The organism is Microbacterium sp. NPDC003461, assembly GCF_053588335.1.
Window position 1 is genome coordinate 76,008 of the sequence record NZ_JBSFPT010000004.1, and the last position, 20,262, is coordinate 96,269.

Sequence of the window (20,262 nt, forward strand, 5' to 3'; positions counted from 1 at the left end):
ACGTGGCAACCAACGCCCACCTCACCACCCAAGGGACCATCGTGAAGAAGCAGATCAATGTTGTCGGCGCGGTCATCGTCAAGGACGCCCTGATCCTCTGCGCGCAGCGTGGGCCCGGCAGCCTGGCGGGAATGTGGGAGTTCCCTGGCGGCAAGATCGAGCAAGGCGAGACACCCCGTGAAGCCCTTCTCCGGGAGATCGACGAGGAGCTTCATTGCACTGTCGAGGTCGGCGAGGAAGTGACGACCACGACACATGAATACGAGTTCGGCATCGTAACGCTTACGACCTTCCTGTGTGAACTCGTCGATGGCACGCCGGAGCTCACCGAGCATGCGGAGGTTCGTTGGCTCCCGCCGTATTCGCTATCCGACCTCGAATGGGCACCCGCCGATGTCCCCGCCGTGGAGATTCTGCAGGATAAGCTCGCGGCGTGAGCAATCCCGACTTCACGCGGAGCGACGAACTCCAGCTCGACATCGACTTTGGCTATCTCAGCAAGGACACCGACGCGCCGCGGCAGTTCAACCCGAGAGTCGTACTCAACACCGAGGACATAAAGGTCCTGCACACGCTCGCCGAGGAAATCCGCCGTTGCGACACATTCACGTTCTCGGTCGCGTTCGTGTCGTCACGCGCGATCCAGCTGCTCAAGCAGGAGTTCGCGAACTTCGCTGGTAAAGGGCGGATTATCACGTCGGATTACCTCGGCTTCAATGCACCAACCGCATTCGACGAACTGCTGAATCTTGGGGATCAGCTCGGCATCGAGGTCCGGCTTCACGATTCGCGGGCGTTCCACCCCAAGGGTTACATCTTCGAATCGGCCCGTTCCATCACCGCCATGATGGGGAGCTCCAACCTCACCCACACCGCGATCGCGTCGAACCACGAGTGGAACCTCAAGGTCACCGCGTCCCGGGGAAGCGATCTCGCCGACCAGATCTCGCGCCTCGTTACGCGGCAGATCGAGGATTCGAAGCCGCTCACTCGCGATTGGATCGAGCAGTACCGCAAGCGGTACGTGCCTCCGACGGCCCGCTCAACGCCGACGGATCGCCCCGACTTCTCCGATGCGCCCGACTCGATCGCGGACGAACCCGTCGCCGACGACGCAGACCCCCGCCCCGAACGCGTCCGGCTCGCACCGGCGCGACCGGATACCACCGAGCCCGAGACGCTGTGCCCGAATCGCATGCAACAGGACGCGCTCCACGAGCTGGCACGGGTGCGTGCGGAAGGCGCCAACCGGGCGATCGTGGTGTCGGCGACAGGCACAGGCAAGACCATCCTCTCGGCGTTCGACGTGCACGCATGCGCGCCCAAGAGGCTCCTGTTTGTGGTTCACCGCGAGCAGATCCTCGATCGCAGCATCGCCGAATATCACCGCGTGCTTGGCGGATCTCTCGCGGACTACGGCAAGTTCACGGGCAACGTGAAGCAGCAGGACCGCCGTTATGTCTTCTCTACCGTGCAGACGCTGTCGCGAGCGCTCGACCAGTTCCGTCCCGATGAGTTCGACTATGTGGTGATCGATGAAGCTCATCGCGCCGGCGCGGAGGGGCATCTCCGGGTGCTCACGCACTTCACACCGAAGTTCATGCTGGGTATGACGGCTACGCCCGAGCGCACCGATGCATTCAACGTGTTCGAGCTGTTCAACTACGTCGTGCCGTACGAGATTCGGCTACAGCACGCTCTCGAAGAGGGGATGCTCGCACCCTTCCACTACTACGGCGTTGCCGATGTGACGCTCTCGGACGGCACGACCATCAACGCCGAATCCGACCTGTCAGCGCTCATTAACCCGGAACGTATCGATCATGTGATTAAGGCCATTGAGCTCTACGGTCAGGCAGGCGTCGCGCCGCGCGGGCTCATCTTCTGCAGTCGGCAGACAGAGGCACATGCACTGTCCTCGGCGCTGAACGAGCGAACTCTGCACGGCAAGCCGCTCCGCACCATTGCTCTCACGGGATCCGACAGCATGGACGTACGTGAAGCCGCCGTGGGAAGCCTTGAGCGCGGCGAACTCGACTACATCCTTACTGTCGACATTTTCAACGAGGGTGTCGACATCCCGTCGGTGAATCAAGTCATCATGCTGCGTCAGACGCAGTCGCCGATCGTGTTCGTCCAGCAGCTCGGTCGGGGGCTGCGCAAGGCTGCCGGTAAGGAATATCTCGTCGTCATCGACTTCATCGGCAACTACGCGAACAACTTTATGATCCCGATCGCGCTCTACGGGGATGAGACCCTCAACAAGGAGTCCCTACGCAAGGACCTAGTCACGGATAGGGGCGTCCTTCCGGGCCTTTCCAGCATCTCCTTCGATCAGATCTCGAAGGAACGGGTGCTCGCTGCTATCCAGTCCGCGAAGCTCACCAGCGCCGCGAGCTTGCGACGCGCGGTGAAGTCGATGTTCAACCGCCTTGGGCGCGAGCCCTTGCTCTGGGACTTCTGGCGCTTCGAGTCCACTGACCCGGTCGTTCTTGCGACCCACCGCGAACACTTCCCTGCCCTCGTCGCGTCAGCGCTGGGGAACGCGCTGCCGCTCACGGATACGGAGAGTAAGGCACTGCAGTTCATTACCCACGAGCTGCTCGTCGCCAAACGCCCGCATGAGCTCGTGGCGCTTCGCGCCCTTTTGGAGAGTGGCGGCGTTCTGGATCGCGACGACCTTGCTGCAGCTCTTGCCCTCCGGGGCGCCTCGACCTCGGCCCGTGCGCTCGACGCCCTCATTCGGGTGCTCACGCTCGAGTTCCAGATTCAGCAAGAGGTCGCTCGTTATGGCGCCCCGATCATTGTGCGGCGTAGTAGCGGGATTGCGCTGAGCGAGGATTTCACCCGCTCGTACGCAGCGGACGCACGGTTCGCTGAGGCTGTAGATGACGCTATACAAACAGGTCTGGCGCTCATCGAAGCCCGATACGCCGCCGACCGCCCGCTGAAGCCCGGCATGCAGTACACACGCAAGGATGCCTGCCGCCTTCTCGGCTGGGACAACAACGAGATGGGCGCAATCTTCGGCTACAAGGTTCACCGCGCGACCTCCACGTGCCCGATCTTCATCACCCTTCACAAGGACGAGGACGTCTCGGCGAGTACGGCGTACGACGATGAGCTTCTCGATGCATCGAACGTCCATTGGTTCACAAGAAGCCGTCGGACGCTCGCGACACCCGAGGTGCGTTCGATCATTCAGGGCGAAGTCGACGTGCACGTGTTCGTCAAGAAGGACGATGCTGAGGGCGCCGACTTCTACTACCTCGGGCAGGCACACGCGTCCAACCCCATGCAGACGACAATGCCTGACAAGGACGGCTCACCGCTCGACGTCGTCCACATGAATCTTCGACTCGAGTCGCCCATGCCGCACGCTCTCTACGCCTACTTTCACCCGTCGTTGGACTAGTGCCCCAGGGGAAGCGAGGGCGGCAGCCCGGCATCCGGCGGATGGATCGGTCCCGGCGCGGGCCGGAGCCGACGGGTCGTGTGACGGGCGGCGCTGAGGCGCCCCGCCCCGGTGCGCTCTACTCCCCCACCACCCGCAGCAACCGAAACTCCCGCCGCCGCAGCAGGCGCAGCACCCACGACGCCGGGGGCCCGAACGCTCGCAGCCCCTCCCGCACGCCGTACGGCTCGACGGCGGTGAGCCGGTACCACCGGCCGCGGTGCAGCACCCGCCCGCCGCCGGCGAGCACGTTGCGGTACCAGTTGACGCCGTCGCCATAGGTGAGCTCGGCGACGAGGCCCTCGGGAACGCGGGCGAGGATCAGCGGCGCCTCGTATGTGCGCCCCGACTTGCGGCCCACGTGCTCCACGAGCGAGAACGGGCCGCGGCCGCGCCGGGCCGCGCGCAGGGTGAGCGGGTTGAGCGTGCGGTTAAGCAGTGCGACGTATCGCTGCTTGAAGGCGCCCATGCGGCACAGTCTGCTCCGTTCCGGCCCGCGCCGCCCGGGTAGGTTCGATCCATGCGCCTCGAACCGCCGGCCCGTCCGTTCACGCACGACGGCGCCACGCTCGTGTGGGAGGAGCGCGGATCGGGCGACGTGACGTTCGTGCTCATCCACGGGATCGGGATGGGCCGCAGCGTGTTCGGCGGCCTCGGCGAGCGGCTGAGCGCCCACGGTCGGGCGATCGCGATCGACCTGCCCGGCTACGGCGAGGCGCCCGAGCCGCCGCGCGTGCCGACGGTGGAGCGGATGGCCGACATGGTCGCCGCGTTCCTGCGCGCGCACCGGATCGAGGCGCCGGTGCTTGTCGGCCACTCGATGGGCGCGCAGGTCGCCGTCGAGGTCGCCGCACGGCACCCCGCCCTCAAGGCCCGCCCGGTGCTCATCGGGCCGACCGTCGAGATCGGAAAGCGCCGCGCGTTCACGCAGCTGCGGCGCCTCGCCACCGACCTGCTCGACGAGAGCCCCAAGGTGCTGCTCATCGGCGCGCGCGAGTACGTGCGCGCCGGCCCGCACCTGCGCCTGAAGATGCGCGCCATGCTCACCCACGCGCCCGAGCGGGCGTTCCCGCGCGTGGCCGAGCCCGCGCTCGTGCTGCGCGGCGAGAAGGACCTCGTCGCCCCGCACGACTGGTGCCGCGCCGTCGCCGACGCCCTCCCCCTCGGGCAGCTGCGCGAGATCCCCGACAGCGGGCACGAGGCGATGATCCGCAATCCCGATCCGGCGGCGGATCGGATCGTCGCGTGGCTCGCCGAGACCGGCGAGCGCGGGGTCGCGGATGCCGATCCGTCCGCGTAGCGTGGCGGGATGACAGACCCCCAGCAGCCATCGCTCGTGCAGCACGCCCGACTCCAGCAGGCGCTCGACGCCTGGGCTGAGCGGAAGGACGCGCAGACGCACAGCGACGCGCTGCGGCGGGCCATGTCGGGCCAGCTGCTGCTCGACATCAGCGCGTCGACGTTCGCCGATCCCGACAACCCCATGCAGCAGGGCGACACGCTCGCCGTGGCCTCCGTGCGCGACGCCGACGGCAAGGACCTGCTGCTGGCCTTCACCGACAACGATCGCCTGCGCGCGTTCACCACTGCCGAGGAGCCGCGCTCCCTCGCCCAGTCGGGCGCGGCGACGCTCGAGCACGCCATCGCGCAGCACGAGGGCATCGCGATCGACGCCGGCACGGACGGCGCGTTCATCGCGTACGCCGACGAGATCTCGCGCGCCTTCGGTGCCAACCCCGCCGACGCCGCCCGACTCGCCTCGGCGACGGTGGACGGCGGGGTGCCGCTCGACGAGTTCCTGGGCCTGCTGCGCGACGCCGTCGTCTACGTGGGCGGCATCCCCGTCGCGGGCGAGGACCGCGAGGTCACGGGCTACCGGATCGCGACCGCCACGCGCGCGGACGGCGGCGTGCTGCACGCCGTCTTCTCCAGCCCGGCCGAGCTGTGGGCGTGGACGCCCGACGCCATGGCGCAGCCGACGACGATCGACCGGATCGTCGAGAGCGCCCGCGACGACGGCATGGCCGGTCTCGTCGTGAACCCCGTCGGCCCGAGCGCCGAGCTCGAGCTGGCCTGGTTCGACCGCGCGGAGTGACACCGGGCGCGGAGCGACACCGGGCCGGGCACAGAACGCGCCCGGCCCGGCGCCCTCCCCCGGCTACTCCCGCTCTTCGGCCGCCCGGTTCGCCGCCTCCACGAGCACCTGAGCGGTCTCGGCGGGCCTGGTCAGCTGCGGCCAGTGGCTCGTGGGCAGCCCGATGATCGTGAGCTCGTGCAGCGCGTCGAGCTCGGTGGTCATCGGATGCCCCGCCTCGATCAGCTGCTCGATCTGCTCCTTCGGGAACGCCGTGGCGAACACCGTCACGGGGATGCGGTGGCGTGCCTCGTCGCGCAGGCGGATCGGCTCCGTCGCCACGCGGGCCGGCTCGGGGATGGCGTTCGCGACGAACTCCGCGAGCTGCTGCTCGGTGAAGTCGGCGAACTCCGCGTCCTCGAAGTACGCCGCGCGGTCCTCGGGGAACGGGATGACCCCGTCGACGACGGGCAGCTCGTCGTTGACGACGAGGCCGTCCGGCGGCGGGAACGAGTCGACGAACACGACGTGCGCCACGCGATCCGGCCGCGCGTCGGCCGCGCCCCACGCCACGTTGCCGCCGCCCGAGTGCCCGGCGAGGACGACCGGCCCGTCGATGCCGTCGATCAGCGCGACGACCGCGTCGATCTGATCCTGCAGCCCCACGTCGGTGCTGTCGCCGGGCGCGAGGCCCGGCAGCGTGGGCGTGTGCACGCGGTGCCCCGCGGCCTCGAGGGCCGGCACCTGCGCCGACCACGACGATCCGTCCAGCCAGAAGCCGGCGATGAGAATGATGTCCATGCCCCGACGCTAGACCGGGCCACCGACATCCGAAACGCCCGTCAGCGCGCGGCGAGCACCCCGGCGCGCTCGGGATGGGCGGCGAACCAGTCGGCCACGTACCAGCACACGGGCAGCACCTCGCGGTCGCCGCGCGCCTCGATGTCGGCGACGGCGCGTTCGGTGATCTCGCCGGCATAGCCGTGCCCGCGGAACGACGGCACCGTGAACGCGCGCGTGAGCGCCACGGTGCGGCCGTTGTCGCGGTAGTCCAGCACGCTCACCAGGTCGTCGCCGCGATGCAGCGTGTAGCGGGAGGCCGCGGTGTCGTTCGCGAACGTGAGATCGGTCACCCGAACAGGCTACGCGCGTGCGGCGACACCGGCGCCGCAGCGTCCGATGACGTCATGTTTCGTCACGCGGCGACGCGGTTTGACACGCGGCATCACACCGGGCAATAATCGGCGGCATGTCTGCCAACGCCACGATTCTGTCCGCCCAGGAGGCGAATGGAGTTGCCGGGATGATGATGCCCGGTCGCGTTGGCATGTGCTGTCGAATGTGCCGCTGAGTCGAATCCGTTCCTCGCTGCACCGCTCGCGCCGCTCTGACGGGCGCTGAGCCCGAGCTCCCCGCGGAGCCCTCCCCGCCGCATCCTCCCGGATCACGCGGCCCCGCTGCATCGCATCCCGATGCCGCATCGACGCACACCCGTATCGGGTGATTCCAAGGACCTCCTCATGTCGAACACCGCCTTCCTCGACCGCCCCGCTGCCACCCAGACCTCGACCCAGGCCGCCGCCGACACGGCAGCCCCCGCCGGCTCCCCGATCCGCTCCTCCGCCGCCACCCTGCCCGCCGGCACCTCGCCCCGCGGCTTCGCGCTGTACGTGGGGATCGACGAGGTGAAGGCCGCCATCGACGGCGTCAGCCTGCCCACGCTCGTCGAGGCGCTGCGCCGCACGCTCGCCGAGCTCGCGCCGAGCGCCGAGACCTACGCCGCCGTGGCCCTCGCACCGCAGTCGGCCGGCGGGCGCGACGTGGACGTCGTGCGCCTCGCACTCAAGGAGCCGGGCGCCGCCGCGCGCGCCAAGCAGGAGGCGCCGAAGCCCGAGACGGGCACGGGCGTGGTCGTGGATCTGTCGCGCAAGCGCATCGTCATCGACGGCGAGACCGCGCCGCTCACCTTCAAGGAGTTCGAGCTGCTGCAGTACCTCGTGCTGCGCGAGGGCCGCACGATCGCGCGCGGCGAGCTCGTCGAGTCGCTGTGGGACGCCGCCGACGCGAACGCGCCCGGCGAGCGCACGATCGACGTGCACGTGCGCCGCCTGCGCGCCAAGCTCGGCCGCTACGAGGAGATCGTGCGCACGGTGCGCGGCGTCGGCTACCGCTTCGACCGCCACGCCGACGTCGCCATCCGCTACGGCACCGGCACGCCCTCCCCCGACCGCTTCTGATCGCGCACGCCCTCACACCGCGCATGTCGGCGGCCCGGCGTAGCGTGGGGGCATGATCCCGGCCGCCGCGCTCGCCCCGCGTCACGCGACGCGCACGCGCGACCCCCGGCCCGATCCGGGTCCACGGCTGGAGGGCGAGTACCGGCCCCGCGGCGAGCTCGACCTCGTCGCCACCGTGGCCGCGCTGCAGCGCGGACCGGGCGATCCGACGCAGACCATCGACGGGCCCGTGCTCTGGCGCGCGACCCGCACTCCCGAGGGCGTCGCGACGCTCGCGCTGCGGCAGGCGGCCGACGGATCGGTGCGGCTGGCGGCCTGGGGGCCCGGGCGCGAGTGGGCCATCGCACAGGCCCCGGCGCTGTGCGGCGCGGGCGACGATCCCTCGTCCTTCGAGCCGCGCCTGCCCTGGATCGCCGAGGCGCACCGCCGCCACCCCGGGCTGCGGATGGCGCGCACCGAGCTGCTCTTCGACGCGCTCGCGCAGGCGATCACCGAGCAGAAGGTCACGCTGCGGCAGGCGTTCGGCGCATGGCGGCGGATCGTCACCTGGTGCGGCGAGCGCGCCCCCGGGCCCACGCCGGTGCCGATGTTCGCACCGCCCTCCCCCGAGGGCTGGCGGCGCGTGCCCTCGTGGGCGTGGCACCGCGCGGGGCTCGAGCCGCCGCAGGCCCGCACGATCGCCGAGGCCGCCGCGCGGGCGGCCTCGCTCGAGCGCGCCGCGTCCGCCGGCCGGCTCGACGCCGCGCTCGGCAGTCTGCGCGGCATCGGACCGTGGACGATCGCCGAGACGCGGATCCGGGCCCTCGGCGATCCGGACGCCGTGAGCGTGGGCGACTTCCACCTCGCGCATCACGTGGGCTACGCCCTCACCGGCGCGCGCACCGACGACGCCGGCATGATCGAGCTGCTCGAGCCCTGGCGCGGGCACCGGCAGCGCGTCATCCGCCTCATCTACGCCGCCGGCCGGGCCGAGCCCCGGCGCGGCCCGCGGCTGCACATGGAGGACCACCGGGATCGCTGACGCGAGTCGCTGGAGTGCGGTTCTCACGAGTATTCGGCGGTGCTGTCGAACGCCCGACGAGAAGCGAACTCGCTCGGCGCGCGCGTCTCAGTCCGCTGTGCGCGAGACCACGTTGAGGCGCATCCGGCTCGGAACCACGCGCACGCGCGAGGTGTGCACCAGCCCACCATCCTGGTCGATCGCGCGCTTGCGGATCACGATGAGGGGGTCGCGCTCGGGTCGTTGCAGCCACTCGGCCGTCTGTTTGTTCGTGAAGCCGACGCCGATCTCGCGGTGCATCTCGGCGAACTCGACGCCGTAGTCGTCACGCAGCACCTGGTAGGTCGAGACGTCGTCGATGATCTTGCGGTCGAAGCCGGGGAAGCGCAGCAGCGAGTACCGGCTCACGTCGATCGAGAGCGGGACGCCGTTGAGGGCGAACACGCGCACCAGGCGGAAGGTGGGTGAGCCCACCGGCACCTCGAGGCGTGCTGCGCGGCGCTCGTCGGCGGCGAGGACCTCAGCCTTCATGATCCGGCGCGATTTGACCCCATCGCCCACCACCTTGTCGGCAAAGCCCCCGACCGACATGGTGCCGAGCACGTCCCGCGCGGGCGAGACGAACGTGCCGCGTCCCTGCTGCCGCTGCACGAGTCCGATCCCCTCCAGATCGGCGACGGCACGCCGCACAGTGATGCGGCTCACGCCGAAGCGCGCGCACAACTCGGGCTCTGGGGGCAGCTTGCCGCTCTCCGCGTACGCGCCGCCCTCGATCTCGTGCATGAGGAGCGCGCGGATCTGCTCATGCAGCGGCGTGGAGTTCGCGTTCTGCACCCTGATCTCCCCTTGGCGCGGCGTTCACGTCACGCCTTCCGGTAGCGGCGTAGAAGCTGCGCTCGCGCGTCGTCCCCACCGTTGACAGGGTAACCGAACGCTCCTCGCAGCGTGCAGGCGAGCGCGCCCGTGGTCGAGGCGACTTCTAGGCTCCGAGCGATGTCGGCTCCGGACGCGCGGGCCGCCAGGAACCCGGTGATGAAGGCGTCCCCCGCCCCCAGTGCATCCACGGCATCGACGGGAACGACCCTCCCGGTGTGCGTGGTACCGGCCTCGAACGCCCGGGCTCCCCGAGAGCCGAGGGTGATGACGACGGATGCCATGCCGCACTCGAGCGCGAATGCGGCCAGTGCGTCGACCTCCGCGTCGGTCAGCGCACCGCCGGAGAAGAAGCCGACATCGACGTGGCGCGCGGTGGCGCGGACGATGTCGCCCGCGGCATCGTTGGAGTAGTCGAATGAGACGGCGGTGCCCCGTTCAGCGATCACCGGGAGATCCGCCTCGATCGACGAGTACACGGAGGTGTGCACGCGCGAGTATCCGGCGAGGTACTCCGCATCGGCGTCCGTCATCCGCAACCGCAACTCGGCCTGCACACCGCCGCGGTTGGAGCCGACGAAGACCCGGTCGCCATCGTCGTCCAGTTCGACGAACGCCATACCGTTGGCGCCGTGGGCGTGCCGGACACGGGACCGATCGACGCCGATCTCATCGAGCACTCCCTGCAGGTGCGCAGCGAAGCGGTCGTCGCCCATGATGCCCACGAATCCGGCATCCGCTCCGAAGAAGAGCCGGCTGTAGACCGCGACGTTCAGGGCGTTGCCACCCGGGTACGCGAGGTCTTCGTGCACGTAGCAGTCGAGCACGTTGTCGCCGACTCCGACGAGCGAGGACGCGGGCACAGCACTGAGGATGCCGCGCAGTTCTTCGGACGAGTGCATCGTCATCCCTTCACACTCCCCGCCGCGACGCCCGCGACGAAGTACCGCTGCAGCAAGATGAACACCACCACGATCGGGAGCGCGGCGATCGTCAGTCCGGCCAGCAGCACTCCCCATTCTGTCGAGAGCGCGTCGCGGAACGACATCAGGCCCGCGGGGATGGTGCGCAGCGAGTCCTGGTCGATGAACACGATCGCGAAGAGGAACTCATTCCAGGCGAAATACCCGGTGAGCACGGCGGACGTCATCAGCACCGACTTGCTCAGCGGGATGTAGACGTGCCGGAGAACGCCGCCGGAACGGCATCCGTCGATCGTCGCCGCGTCGACCAGTTCGCGCGGGACGCCGAGGAACACCGAGCGGATGAGCAGGATCGCCATGGGGAGGCGGAACGCCACGTACGGCAGAATCATCGCCCAGGAGGTGTTGAGCAGCCCCATCGAATCGAGCAGGCGGTACAGCGGGATCAGGCTCACCTGGGGGGCGACCACGAGCCCGCCCATTGCGAGCACGAGCACCACGTCGGCGAGGCGACTCGACATGCGCACCATGCCATACGCGCACAGGGCGGCGATCACGACGGTGCCGATCGTCGAGGCGAGCGTGACGATCACCGAGTTCAGGAAGTAGTCCGAGATCCCCTTGTCCCACGCCTGCGCATAGTTCTGCACAAGCCAGGTGGAAGGCAGCCCCCACGGGTCTGCGAATATCTCGGTGGACGACTTGAACGACGACACCACCATCCACAGCAGCGGATATGCAATGACGATGGCGTAGATGAGCAGCAGGGCGTAGACGGGGAGTTGCCGGATGCGCTCCAGCGGCCGGAGGTGGGGAGCACTCACGGTCAGTCCTTTCCGCTTCGGAACGAGAGCATCTGGATGATGGACAGCACCAGCGTGATCACGAAGATCAGGCTGGCGATAGCCGAGGCGTAACCCATCTGGTTCTGGAAGAACCCCTGGTTGTACATGTAGGTGGCGAGCACCTGGGTCGTGTTGCCGGGCCCTCCCTTGGTGAGGATGTAGGGCTCATTGAAGACGGTGAATGCGCCCGACACTGTGAGGATCATGGCGACGAAGATCATCTCCTTCGCCTGCGGCACCGTGATGCTGAAGAACTGGCGGATGCGGCCGGCGCCGTCGAGCGACGCCGCCTCGTAGTACTCCTGCGGGATCTGCTGAAGAGCGACGACGTAGAGCATGCAGACGTAGCCGATGCTCTGCCACTGAGACACGGCAATCACCGAACCGAGGGCGGTGTCCACGTCGGCGAGCCAAGCCGTCTGCAGATGCTCGAGCCCGACGAGGGCGAGCAGCTCGTTGAGCAGCCCGCCGCGCGAGTTGTAGACGAACGTGAACAGCAGGGCGATCACGGTCATCGAGATCACGGCCGGGAGGAAGTACACCGACCGCAGGAACGTCCCCATCCGCGGCCCGACCAGGCGCGTGAGCCAGGCCGCGATCACGAGCGCGCCGCCCACCTGGAAGACCACTGACACGAGCGCGTAGATGACGTTGTTGGTGAGCGCGGTGCGGATGATCGGGTCCGTGAAGAGACGCTCGAAGTTGTTCGTGCCCACGGCCGTCATGTCGCCCGCCCCGGCACTGAAAGAGAAGAAGCCGTAGACGATGTTCGCGATGAGGGGGTAGTAGACGAAGATCGCGAGCAACGCGAGCGCGGGCAGCACGTAGAGGGTATTGCCCAAGGCGCGAGTCCAAGATTTCATGGCGCTTCTCCTTTCCTGGAAGGGGGTGCCGGCGGACTGCCCCGGCACCCCCGTGGATGGTTCAGGACGCGTCGCGCACCCGCGATGCGGCATCCTGGACCGCCTTCATGACTCCCTCCGGCGTCTGCTGACCGCCGAGCATCAGCTGCGTCTCCGTCAGGTACGTCTGCACGATCTGGGGGTCGTAGGCGTTGTCGAGCCAAGTCGTCATGGCCGAGGCGTCGACGATGCCCTCCGCGAGCTCCTTCGAGATCTCGGGAACGTCCGCCTTTTCGACAGCGCCCTGCACCGCGCTCAGCTCGCCGGTGTCCTCGGAGTACTTCACGCCGTTCGACTCGCTCAACATGAACTCGACGAACCGCTGCGCCTCCTCAGGGTGCTCGGTCGTCTTCGAGATGACGAAGCCCTCGGGTGCGCCGGTCAACTGCTCCGGGTCGCCCTTGCCCCCGGCGACGCTCGGCATGTTGAACGTCGCGTACTCGAACTGCGCGTCGCCGAAGTAGCCGACCTCGGAACTCTGCATGTACATGATCGGTGCATCGCCCGCGATCCACGCGTTGCGCGCGACCTCGTGGGTGACGGCTGTCATGTCCTCGTTCATGTAGGTCGAGAGCTCCTGGAAACGCTCGAGCGCCTCGACGTACCCGTCGTCGGTGAACTCGCCGGTCGTCGGATCCTGGTCCGCGAGGAAGACCTCAGGATCGAGCATCCGCTGGTTCAGCGTGCCGACGTAGTGGGCGATGGTCCATTGGTCCTGGGCGCCGTATTCGATCGGGGTGAGCCCCTCGTCCTGCAGCGCGTCGAGCACGTCGATGAACTCGTCCCATGTCGTCGGAGCCTCGAGCCCGAGCTCATCGAAGACGTCGGCGTTGTAGAAGAACAGCTTCGAGTGCATACCGATCGGCAACCCGTACTGCACGTCGTCGACCGTGAACGGCTGGAGCTGGCTCTCGTAGAAGCTGTCGGCCACCTCCGGGTTGTCGGCGAGCCACGGACCGAGGTCCATCAGCGCGTCGCCCTTGGCGAGCTCCGCGAGGAAAGAGCCACTCCACGAGAACATGACGTCCGGCGCGTTCGCGGAGCCCGCTACGACCTTCACCTTGTCCTTGTAGGCATCGTTGAGAACGCTCTCGACGTTGACCTTGATGTCGGGGTTCTCCTCCTCGAAACGCTCGACGAGATCGGCGAAGTACGAGTTCTTCGGCTCGTTCGGCCATCGGTGGAAGAAGTCGATCGTCACCTGCCCTTCGGCGGCCGGTTCGGTGTCCGACCCTCCGCAGGCGGCGAGCGGCAGGACGAGCGCGCCGACAGCGACGGCGGTGGCGAGTCGAATGGATGTGCGCATTCACGTGCTCCCTGAGTTCTCAGTACTCCATGCGCCACATGTAGCGGCGCACGGAGAGGGGGTGTCCACGGTGGTCGGCGAGCGCGTCGGCGTGCACGCGCAGGACGACATTGAAAAGGAGGTGCGCGAGGATGCCGCGCACCTCGGGTGCCACGACGTCGAGACCGAAATCCTTCGCATCGATGACGAGCGCCTTGTCGGAGTGCTGCGTGAGGAAGTCCACGGCACGCTGCTCCACGGGACGGGTCTCATCGAGGCCGACGAGGGCGATGAACGGCACGTCGACATCTGTCACTTCGAACGGACCGTGGAAGTACTCGCCCGCGTGGATCGCAGCCGAGTGCACCCACTGCATTTCCTGAAGGAGGCAGATCGCGAACGAGTAGGCGGTGCCGTAGTTCGATCCGGAGCCCATGGTGTAGATCAACGTCTCGCGGCGGGAGGCGAAGGCCCACTCGTTCGCGGATGCCGCGTACGACTCCCGCGCGGCAGGCACGAGCGTCGGCAGTTGCGCGACGGCGGAGTCGACGGCATCCGCGATGTGCACGCCGTCGCGCTCCTCGAGCAGCGCCGCGACGAGGCGCAGGATGAGCGCTCCCCCGACATATGCCTCGCTCTTGCCCTCGCCGTGCTGGTAGGCGATGACGATCTCCGACTCCGTGGCGAGCGGCGAGGTCGGGTCGAAGGTGAACGCGATGGTCAGGGCGCCACGCTCGCGGGCGTGCTTCGCCGCCGCGACGGTCTCCGGAGTCGTGCCGGAGTGGGAGCACAGGATGACGACGGTGTCGGCGTCGACGCGAGACGAGTCGCGCGACGTGAACTCGGCGGCGTTGAGCGCAGTGGCTTCGAGGTTCTTGGCGAGGGTGCCGAGGACGTACTCGTTGGGCAGCATGTTCGCGTAGGAGCCGCCGCAGGCGGTGAGCACGACGCGAGACACGGAGTCACGAGAGGCGATGGCGGCTCGAGCGGCGGTGAGCTGGCTCTCGATGGTCGCGGAGTCGATGAACGGAGCAGAGGCAGTCAAAATGTACCCTTCGTTTGATACGTCATGCGTCGTCATATGACGTTATGTGATGACTGACTATGCCCCACCCTCGACGAAGTGTCAACGTTTTTCTTGACGCGAGCGCTCACCAGCATCGTCAGCCTGCTGGCGACATCGTCGGCCTGCCGGCGACCTCGGCCCCGCGACAGACCATCGACCGCCGCCGCGCCGAGCCCGTAGCCTGGGGGGCATGACCCGCTCACGCACCCTGCTGCTCGCGCTCGGCGTGCTGGCCCTCGGCGTCGTCATCGGCGTCATCCTGCAGAACGTGCTGCTCGGGGCGCTGCTGGGGCTCCTGGGCGCCCTCGCGATCTTCCTCGCGTTCGAGAGCCGCCGCGGCCGCAACGCCGGCGTGAACGACGAGGACAAGGGCATCGAGCTCTGAAATCCGCCCCTGATCGGGCCTCTCAGGGAACTCGGAGGTCACCGGTCAGGCGTCCTGTTATCCGTTCGTTACGCAAGATACCGGATCGGGCCCGATCCGCATGCTGACGCGGATCGGGGGCGATTCGGCGGATCGCGGCCGGGGCGAATCGCCGTCGGACCAGGAGTTACGCTCTCACGCCACGTCCAGGTAAACGCCGGGTAGCGCTCAGGTTACGGCTGGCAGGGTCGTCCGGTCGTACCCGATCGCCCGCGCCTCCCGATGCGCGGGGCCGCCGAACCGAAGAGCGGCCACCGTCCTGGCGGGACCCGAACCCGCCAGGGCCCTCGACGCGGGTGCCCTGAACACGACACGGACCCGATGCTTCACACGCTTCCCCACGCCACGCCCATCACCGCCCCCAAGCACCCCCGGCGCTCGCACCGCGGCCGCTTCCTCGCCACCGCCGCGCTCGGCGCCGCGCTCCTCGTCACCGGCACCGCCCTCACCGCGCAGGCCCAGACGCAGGCCGTGCAGGCCGAGGCCGCCGCCGCGACGCCCGCTCCCGACGCCCCCGAGCTGTCGATCCCGGCCCGCGTCGCCGACGAGGCCGAGTCGACGCTCGCCGAGGCGAACGCCGTGCTCGAGACCGCGGTCGACGGCGTCGACACCGGCGAGCTGCGCGATTACGTGCACAAGCTCAGCAACTACGACCAGATGCCCCAGGTCACGGTCACCGGCCTCGTCGACGCCGCCTCGCAGGAGGCGCAGGAGGTCGTCGCCCAGACCGCGCAGGTCAAGGCCGACGCCGCCCGCGAGGCCGCCGAGGCTCAGCGCGCCGCCGAGGAGCAGGCCGCGGCCGAGGCCGCCGCCGCGCAGGCCGCCGCCGTCGCCAGCACCCCCGAGGGCGCCCAGGCCGCCGCGCGCGACATCGCCGCGTCGCAGTACGGTTGGGGCGCCGACCAGTTCGGCTGCCTCTACAACCTCTGGATGAAGGAGTCGGGCTGGAACCACCAGGCCATGAACCCGTCCAGCGGCGCGTACGGCATCCCGCAGTCGCTGCCGGGATCGAAGATGGCCACGGTCGGCGCCGACTGGCAGACCAACCCCGTCACGCAGATCCGCTGGGGCCTCGACTACATCTCGCGCGCCTACGGCACCCCGTGCGCCGCCTGGGGCCACTCGCAGTCGGTCAACTGGTACTGAGCCCGTCCGGCGAGCGGCCGTCGAGCCGCGGAGGTGGGGTGACCACGGATCTGCCCGAGCAGGCGGGTTCGACTGGTCCCTTCATCTCCGCGGCTTCGCCGCTCCGTTCAGGAACCGATGGGTTCGCCGCTCCGTTCAGGAACCGATGGGCTCGTCGGCCGGCCGTCAGTCGGCTGACCGCCCGTCAGTCCCAGAGGACGACGCGGCGCCCGTTGAGCTGCTCCACGCGCACGGGGGTCTCGTAGAGCTCCACGAGCTTCGGCACCGTCACGACATCCTCCACGGGGCCGTGGTGCAGGACGCGGCCGTCGCGCATCGCGATGATCGTGTCGGCGAACTGCGCCGCGATGTTGATGTCGTGCATCACGACGACGATCTTCAGCCCGCGGTCGTCGGCCAGGTCGGCGATGAGCTTCATGAGCGCCACGGCGTGCTTGGGGTCGAGGTTGTTGAGCGGCTCGTCCAGCAGCACGTACTCCGTGTCCTGCGCGAGGGCCATCGCCACGAACGCGCGCTGACGCTGCCCGCCCGAGAGCTCGTCGAGGAAGCGATGGCGGTAGGGCTGCAGGTCGAGGTCGTCGATCGCGCGCTCGATGTGCGCGCGGTCGTCGACCGTGAGGCGCCCGCCCGAGTGCGGGAAGCGCCCGAACTCGACGAGATCCTCCACCGTGAGCCGCGCGGACACGTGGTTGTCCTGCCGCAGCACCGCGATCGTGCGGGCGAGCTCACGCGAATCCGCCTTCGTCACGTCCCGGCCGTCGACCGTCACCGTGCCCGCATCGGGGCGGATCAGTCGGCCGACCAGTCCGAACAGCGTCGACTTGCCGGCGCCGTTCGGCCCGATCAGCGCGGTCACGCCCGCCTCGCCGAACGAGACCGTCACGTCATCCAGCACGGTCGTGTGTCCGTAGCGCTTGGTGGCACCGTCGAGCGCGATCATCGCGCCCCCTTTCGCAGCACGAGGAAGAGGAAGAACAGGCCGCCGACGAACTCGATGATCGTCGACAGCGTGGCGCCGAAGTCCAGCACCTGCTCCAGCAGCAGCTGACCGCCCACGAGGCACAGCACGCCCAGCAGCACGGCCGCCGGCAGGGTCCACACGTGGCGGAACGATCCCGCATACGCGTACGCGAGGTTCGCGACGATGAGCCCGAAGAAGAGGATCGGCCCCACGAGCGCCGTCGAGGCGGCGACCATGACCGACACGACGAGGAAGAGGATCATCACCGTGCGCCGGTGATTCACCCCCAGCCCGACGGCGGCCTGCTCGCCGAGCGTGAGCACGTCGAGCGTGCGCATCATCGGCAGCAGCGCGGCGACACCGCCCGTCACGAGCACCGCCGTGAACAGCAGCAGCGTCGGGTCGGGCTTGGTGAGCGACGCGAACATCGCGTCGGCGACCACGTCGAAGTCGAGCGGATCGAGCATGCGCTGCATCCACTCGGTGAAGCTGCGGAAGAACGTGCCGAGCACGATCCCCACGAGCAGCATGAGATGGATCGAGCGCCGCTTGCCGCCGAACATCCACGTGAACAGGAACACGCTGAAGCCGACCATCACGGCGACCTGAATGAGCCACATCACCCAGGTGTCGGCGCGCAGGAAGCCCACGGACCCGAACAGGAACACCGTGAGCGTGACGATGAGGCCGAAGAACGCATCGAACCCCATGATCGACGGCGTGAGGATGCGGTTCTGCGTGATCGTGTGGAACACGACCGTCGAGACGCCCACGGCCGCCGCGACGACGATCATGGTCAGCACCGACAGCCCGCGGATCTGCAGGCCCAGCAGCAGCACGCTCGGCGGCAGATCCCACAGCAGGTAGAACGCGATCACGGCCGCCACGGCGGCAGCGAGCACGCCGAGGCGCACGGCCGGGCGGGCCCACAGGGCGGCCAGCGGCGCGCGCGCCGGGGCGGAGACGGCGGCGGGGGTCTCAGTGAGCACGCGAACGCCTCCTCAGCAGCAGCCACAGGAACAGCGCGGCGCCGATGACGCCCACGATCACCGACAGCGGGATCTCGTACGGATGCCGCAGAGTGCGGGCCAGGATGTCGCACGCGACGATGAAGACGGCGCCCAGGCCCGCGACCCACGGGATCGAGCGGCGCACGTTGTCGCCGATGATGAGGCTCACGACATTCGGCACGACGAGGCCGAGGAACGGGAGCATGCCGGCGGTGACGAGCACCGCGGCGGTGATGACGGCCGTGACGAGCATGCCGATCGCCACGACGCGGCGGTAGTTCAGCCCGAGGTTCGTCGCGAACTCCTCGCCCATGCCGATGACGCTGAAGCGATCGGCGGCGAACCAGGCGACGACCACCATGGCCGCCGCGAACCAGACGAGCTCGTAGCGCCCCGTCATCACGCTCGCGAAGCTGCCCTGCGCCCACTGCCCGAGCGACTGCAGCAGATCCTGGCTGTACGCGAAGAAGGTCGTGACGGCGCCCACGACGCCACCGAGCATGATCCCGACGAGCGGCACGAGCACGAGGTGCCGCACGGGCACGCGGCGGATGACGCGCAGGAACACCCACGTGCCGGCGAGGGCGAAGGCCGACACGACCACCATCTGCAGCATGACGGGCATGCCGGGCCACAGCAGCAGGATCAGCAGCATGCCCAGCGAGCCGAACTCCGTCACGCCCGTCGTCGACGGCTCGACGAACTTGTTGCGCACGAGCATCTGCATGATGAGGCCCGCGATGCCGAGCGAGGCGCCGACCAGGACGAGGGCCACGGTGCGCGGGACGCGGCTGGCCAGCAGCAGGAACACGCCGTGGCCGTCGGCGTTCACGCCGCCGGTGAGCGAGACGTCGCTCGAGGCGCCGATGAACAGGCTCAGCGCCGAGAGGGCGACGAGGAGCACGCCGATGAGCACCCCCACCCACGTGCGCCGGGATCGGCGTGCGGGGGCGGGGGCGCTCGTCAGCGAGGTGGCCGGGGCGACGGCCATCACAGGAACCGCATGAGTTGCCGGCGGCGCCTTACTCGGCGATCTGCATGACGTCGTCGGTCATGATCTTCGTCGTCTCGATGCCGCCGAACACGATGTACCAGGCCACCGGGTCGAGATACACGATGTGGCCCTCCTGCGCGGCCGTCGTCTGGTTCACGATGTCGTTGTCGAGGATCGCGGCGGCCGACTCGCTCGATCCGCTGTCGCCGCCCGTGGCCGTGTTGCGGTCGATCACCCAGAGGTAGTCGGGGTCGGCCTCGAGCAGGAACTCGAACGAGATCGGCTCGCCGTGGGTGGCAGCCTCGATGTCGTCCATCACCGGCTGCACGCCGAACACGTCGTAGATCAGCCCGCCGCGCAGGTTGCGGCCGGAGTAGTCGCCCAGCGAGGGCTTGAGCGCCGAGATGCCGTCGCCCGAGACCATGACGCCGAGGCCCGTGCCGGCCTCGGCCGTGACGGCCTTGGCCTCCTCGATGCCCGCCTCGAGCTCCTCGATCGCCGCGGCGGCCTCGTCCTGGGCCCCCAGCACCTCGCCGAGGAACGTGACGTTGCGCTCGAGGGTCTCCTCGAAGGAGCCCTGCGACGACATGTCGATGGTCGGGGCGATGTCCTTCAGCTCGTCGTAGAGCGCCGCCGAGCGGCCACCCAGGATGATGAGATCCGGCTCCCGCTCGGCGATCGCGAGCACGTCGGCCTCGAAGAGCGTGCCGGCGTTGAACGCGTCGTCCGCCAGGCCGTCCTCGAGGTAGTCGGGCACGGAATCGAGCGGCGCGCCGGCGACCTCGCCGCCCAGGCTCGTCCAGGTGTCGAACGACGCCATGTCGAAGATGACGACCTTCTCGGGGTCGCGCGGCACCTCCACGCTCACGTCCTCGTACGCCGGCTCCTCGTCCTCGCCCGCGGTGTTGAACGCGAAGTCCCACACGAGCGGCTCGGCGGTGCCGGGCTCGGGCGTGCCCTGGGGTGCGGAGGCGTCGGCGGCCGCGCAGCCGGCGAGCGCGAGGGCGGACGCGGCGACGATCGAGAGCGTCGCGAGCGGGCGGGTGGTCTTCATGGGCATGCTCCTAT

General features: G+C 68.8%; 21 protein-coding genes. 8 read left to right on the forward strand and 13 right to left on the reverse strand.

Annotated features, from left to right (window positions below; translation table 11 throughout):
• The first annotated feature begins 41 nt into the window (after positions 1-41).
• Both ACWDR7_RS03390 and ACWDR7_RS03395 read left to right on the forward strand, forming a co-directional pair.
• Positions 42-437, forward strand: coding sequence for a (deoxy)nucleoside triphosphate pyrophosphohydrolase (locus ACWDR7_RS03390; protein WP_449853522.1), 396 nt, complete (start codon positions 42-44; stop codon positions 435-437).
• The gene (locus ACWDR7_RS03395; RefSeq protein ID WP_449853523.1) at positions 434-3,415 is read left to right on the forward strand and encodes a DEAD/DEAH box helicase; all 2,982 of its coding nucleotides are present in this window, start codon (positions 434-436) and stop codon (positions 3,413-3,415) included. The genes ACWDR7_RS03390 and ACWDR7_RS03395 overlap by 4 nt, the downstream gene beginning before the upstream one ends.
• 118 nt (positions 3,416-3,533) lie before the next feature.
• Here ACWDR7_RS03395 and ACWDR7_RS03400 read toward each other — a convergent pair whose 3' ends face one another.
• Positions 3,534-3,923, reverse strand: a complete 390-nt coding sequence (locus tag ACWDR7_RS03400) for a nitroreductase family deazaflavin-dependent oxidoreductase (RefSeq protein ID WP_449853524.1) — start codon at positions 3,921-3,923, stop codon at positions 3,534-3,536.
• 51 nt (positions 3,924-3,974) lie between these two features.
• Between ACWDR7_RS03400 and ACWDR7_RS03405 the strand changes: the two genes are divergently transcribed.
• Positions 3,975-4,754: an alpha/beta fold hydrolase gene (locus tag ACWDR7_RS03405; RefSeq protein ID WP_449853525.1), complete on the forward strand. Its 780-nt coding sequence runs from the start codon at positions 3,975-3,977 to the stop codon at positions 4,752-4,754.
• Positions 4,755-4,763: 9 nt separating this feature from the next.
• On the forward strand, positions 4,764-5,549 hold the full coding sequence (locus ACWDR7_RS03410; RefSeq protein ID WP_449853526.1) for an SseB family protein: 786 nt from the start codon (positions 4,764-4,766) through the stop codon (positions 5,547-5,549).
• Between the two features lie 63 nt (positions 5,550-5,612).
• Here ACWDR7_RS03410 and ACWDR7_RS03415 read toward each other — a convergent pair whose 3' ends face one another.
• Together ACWDR7_RS03415 and ACWDR7_RS03420 are read right to left on the reverse strand one after the other, a co-directional pair.
• Positions 5,613-6,329, reverse strand: coding sequence for an alpha/beta fold hydrolase (locus tag ACWDR7_RS03415; protein WP_449853527.1), 717 nt, complete (start codon positions 6,327-6,329; stop codon positions 5,613-5,615).
• A 41-nt stretch (positions 6,330-6,370) separates the two neighbouring features.
• Positions 6,371-6,661 carry a GNAT family N-acetyltransferase gene (locus ACWDR7_RS03420; RefSeq protein WP_449853528.1) on the reverse strand — a complete coding sequence of 97 codons (291 nt, stop codon included), beginning with the start codon at positions 6,659-6,661 and terminating at the stop codon, positions 6,371-6,373.
• Between the two features lie 387 nt (positions 6,662-7,048).
• On the opposite strand from ACWDR7_RS03420, the gene ACWDR7_RS03425 reads away from it, so the two are divergent.
• Together ACWDR7_RS03425 and ACWDR7_RS03430 are read left to right on the forward strand one after the other, a co-directional pair.
• A complete protein-coding gene (locus ACWDR7_RS03425; protein ID WP_449853529.1) occupies positions 7,049-7,765 on the forward strand; it encodes a winged helix-turn-helix domain-containing protein in 717 nt (238 codons plus the stop codon).
• Between the two features lie 52 nt (positions 7,766-7,817).
• Entirely contained in the window at positions 7,818-8,786 is a 969-nt protein-coding gene (locus ACWDR7_RS03430; protein ID WP_449853530.1) for a DNA-3-methyladenine glycosylase family protein, read from the forward strand.
• Positions 8,787-8,873: 87 nt separating this feature from the next.
• Here the strand turns inward: ACWDR7_RS03430 and ACWDR7_RS03435 are convergent, their stop codons facing one another.
• From ACWDR7_RS03435 to ACWDR7_RS03460, 6 genes are all read right to left on the reverse strand, one after another.
• The gene (locus tag ACWDR7_RS03435; RefSeq protein WP_449853531.1) at positions 8,874-9,599 is read right to left on the reverse strand and encodes a GntR family transcriptional regulator; all 726 of its coding nucleotides are present in this window, start codon (positions 9,597-9,599) and stop codon (positions 8,874-8,876) included.
• Between the two features lie 29 nt (positions 9,600-9,628).
• Complete coding sequence (locus tag ACWDR7_RS03440) at positions 9,629-10,546, reverse strand: PfkB family carbohydrate kinase (RefSeq protein WP_449853532.1); 918 nt, start codon at positions 10,544-10,546, stop codon at positions 9,629-9,631.
• The gene (locus ACWDR7_RS03445) at positions 10,543-11,385 is read right to left on the reverse strand and encodes a carbohydrate ABC transporter permease (RefSeq protein ID WP_449853533.1); all 843 of its coding nucleotides are present in this window, start codon (positions 11,383-11,385) and stop codon (positions 10,543-10,545) included. The genes ACWDR7_RS03440 and ACWDR7_RS03445 overlap by 4 nt, the downstream gene beginning before the upstream one ends.
• A 2-nt stretch (positions 11,386-11,387) precedes the next feature.
• Positions 11,388-12,248: a carbohydrate ABC transporter permease gene (locus tag ACWDR7_RS03450; RefSeq protein WP_449853534.1), complete on the reverse strand. Its 861-nt coding sequence runs from the start codon at positions 12,246-12,248 to the stop codon at positions 11,388-11,390.
• 82 nt (positions 12,249-12,330) lie between these two features.
• Complete coding sequence (locus ACWDR7_RS03455) at positions 12,331-13,614, reverse strand: ABC transporter substrate-binding protein (RefSeq protein ID WP_449853535.1); 1,284 nt, start codon at positions 13,612-13,614, stop codon at positions 12,331-12,333.
• A gap of 19 nt (positions 13,615-13,633) precedes the next feature.
• Positions 13,634-14,551, reverse strand: coding sequence for an SIS domain-containing protein (locus tag ACWDR7_RS03460; RefSeq protein WP_449853536.1), 918 nt, complete (start codon positions 14,549-14,551; stop codon positions 13,634-13,636).
• Positions 14,552-14,849: 298 nt separating this feature from the next.
• Here ACWDR7_RS03460 and ACWDR7_RS03465 point away from each other — a divergent pair, with 298 nt between their 5' ends.
• The gene (locus tag ACWDR7_RS03465) at positions 14,850-15,044 is read left to right on the forward strand and encodes a hypothetical protein (RefSeq protein ID WP_449853537.1); all 195 of its coding nucleotides are present in this window, start codon (positions 14,850-14,852) and stop codon (positions 15,042-15,044) included.
• A gap of 360 nt (positions 15,045-15,404) precedes the next feature.
• On the forward strand, positions 15,405-16,229 hold the full coding sequence (locus tag ACWDR7_RS03470) for an aggregation-promoting factor C-terminal-like domain-containing protein (protein ID WP_449853538.1): 825 nt from the start codon (positions 15,405-15,407) through the stop codon (positions 16,227-16,229).
• Between the two features lie 184 nt (positions 16,230-16,413).
• Here the strand turns inward: ACWDR7_RS03470 and ACWDR7_RS03475 are convergent, their stop codons facing one another.
• The 4 genes from ACWDR7_RS03475 to ACWDR7_RS03490 are packed head-to-tail and all read right to left on the reverse strand — an operon-like array spanning position 16,414 to position 20,248.
• Positions 16,414-17,169, reverse strand: a complete 756-nt coding sequence (locus ACWDR7_RS03475; protein ID WP_449853539.1) for an iron ABC transporter ATP-binding protein — start codon at positions 17,167-17,169, stop codon at positions 16,414-16,416.
• A complete protein-coding gene (locus tag ACWDR7_RS03480) occupies positions 17,166-18,179 on the reverse strand; it encodes an iron chelate uptake ABC transporter family permease subunit (protein ID WP_449853540.1) in 1,014 nt (337 codons plus the stop codon). Before ACWDR7_RS03480 ends, ACWDR7_RS03475 begins: the two co-directional genes overlap by 4 nt.
• A complete protein-coding gene (locus ACWDR7_RS03485; RefSeq protein WP_449853541.1) occupies positions 18,169-19,191 on the reverse strand; it encodes an ABC transporter permease in 1,023 nt (340 codons plus the stop codon). Before ACWDR7_RS03485 ends, ACWDR7_RS03480 begins: the two co-directional genes overlap by 11 nt.
• 31 nt (positions 19,192-19,222) lie before the next feature.
• Entirely contained in the window at positions 19,223-20,248 is a 1,026-nt protein-coding gene (locus tag ACWDR7_RS03490; protein WP_449853542.1) for a siderophore ABC transporter substrate-binding protein, read from the reverse strand.
• Between the last annotated feature and the right edge of the window lie 14 nt (positions 20,249-20,262).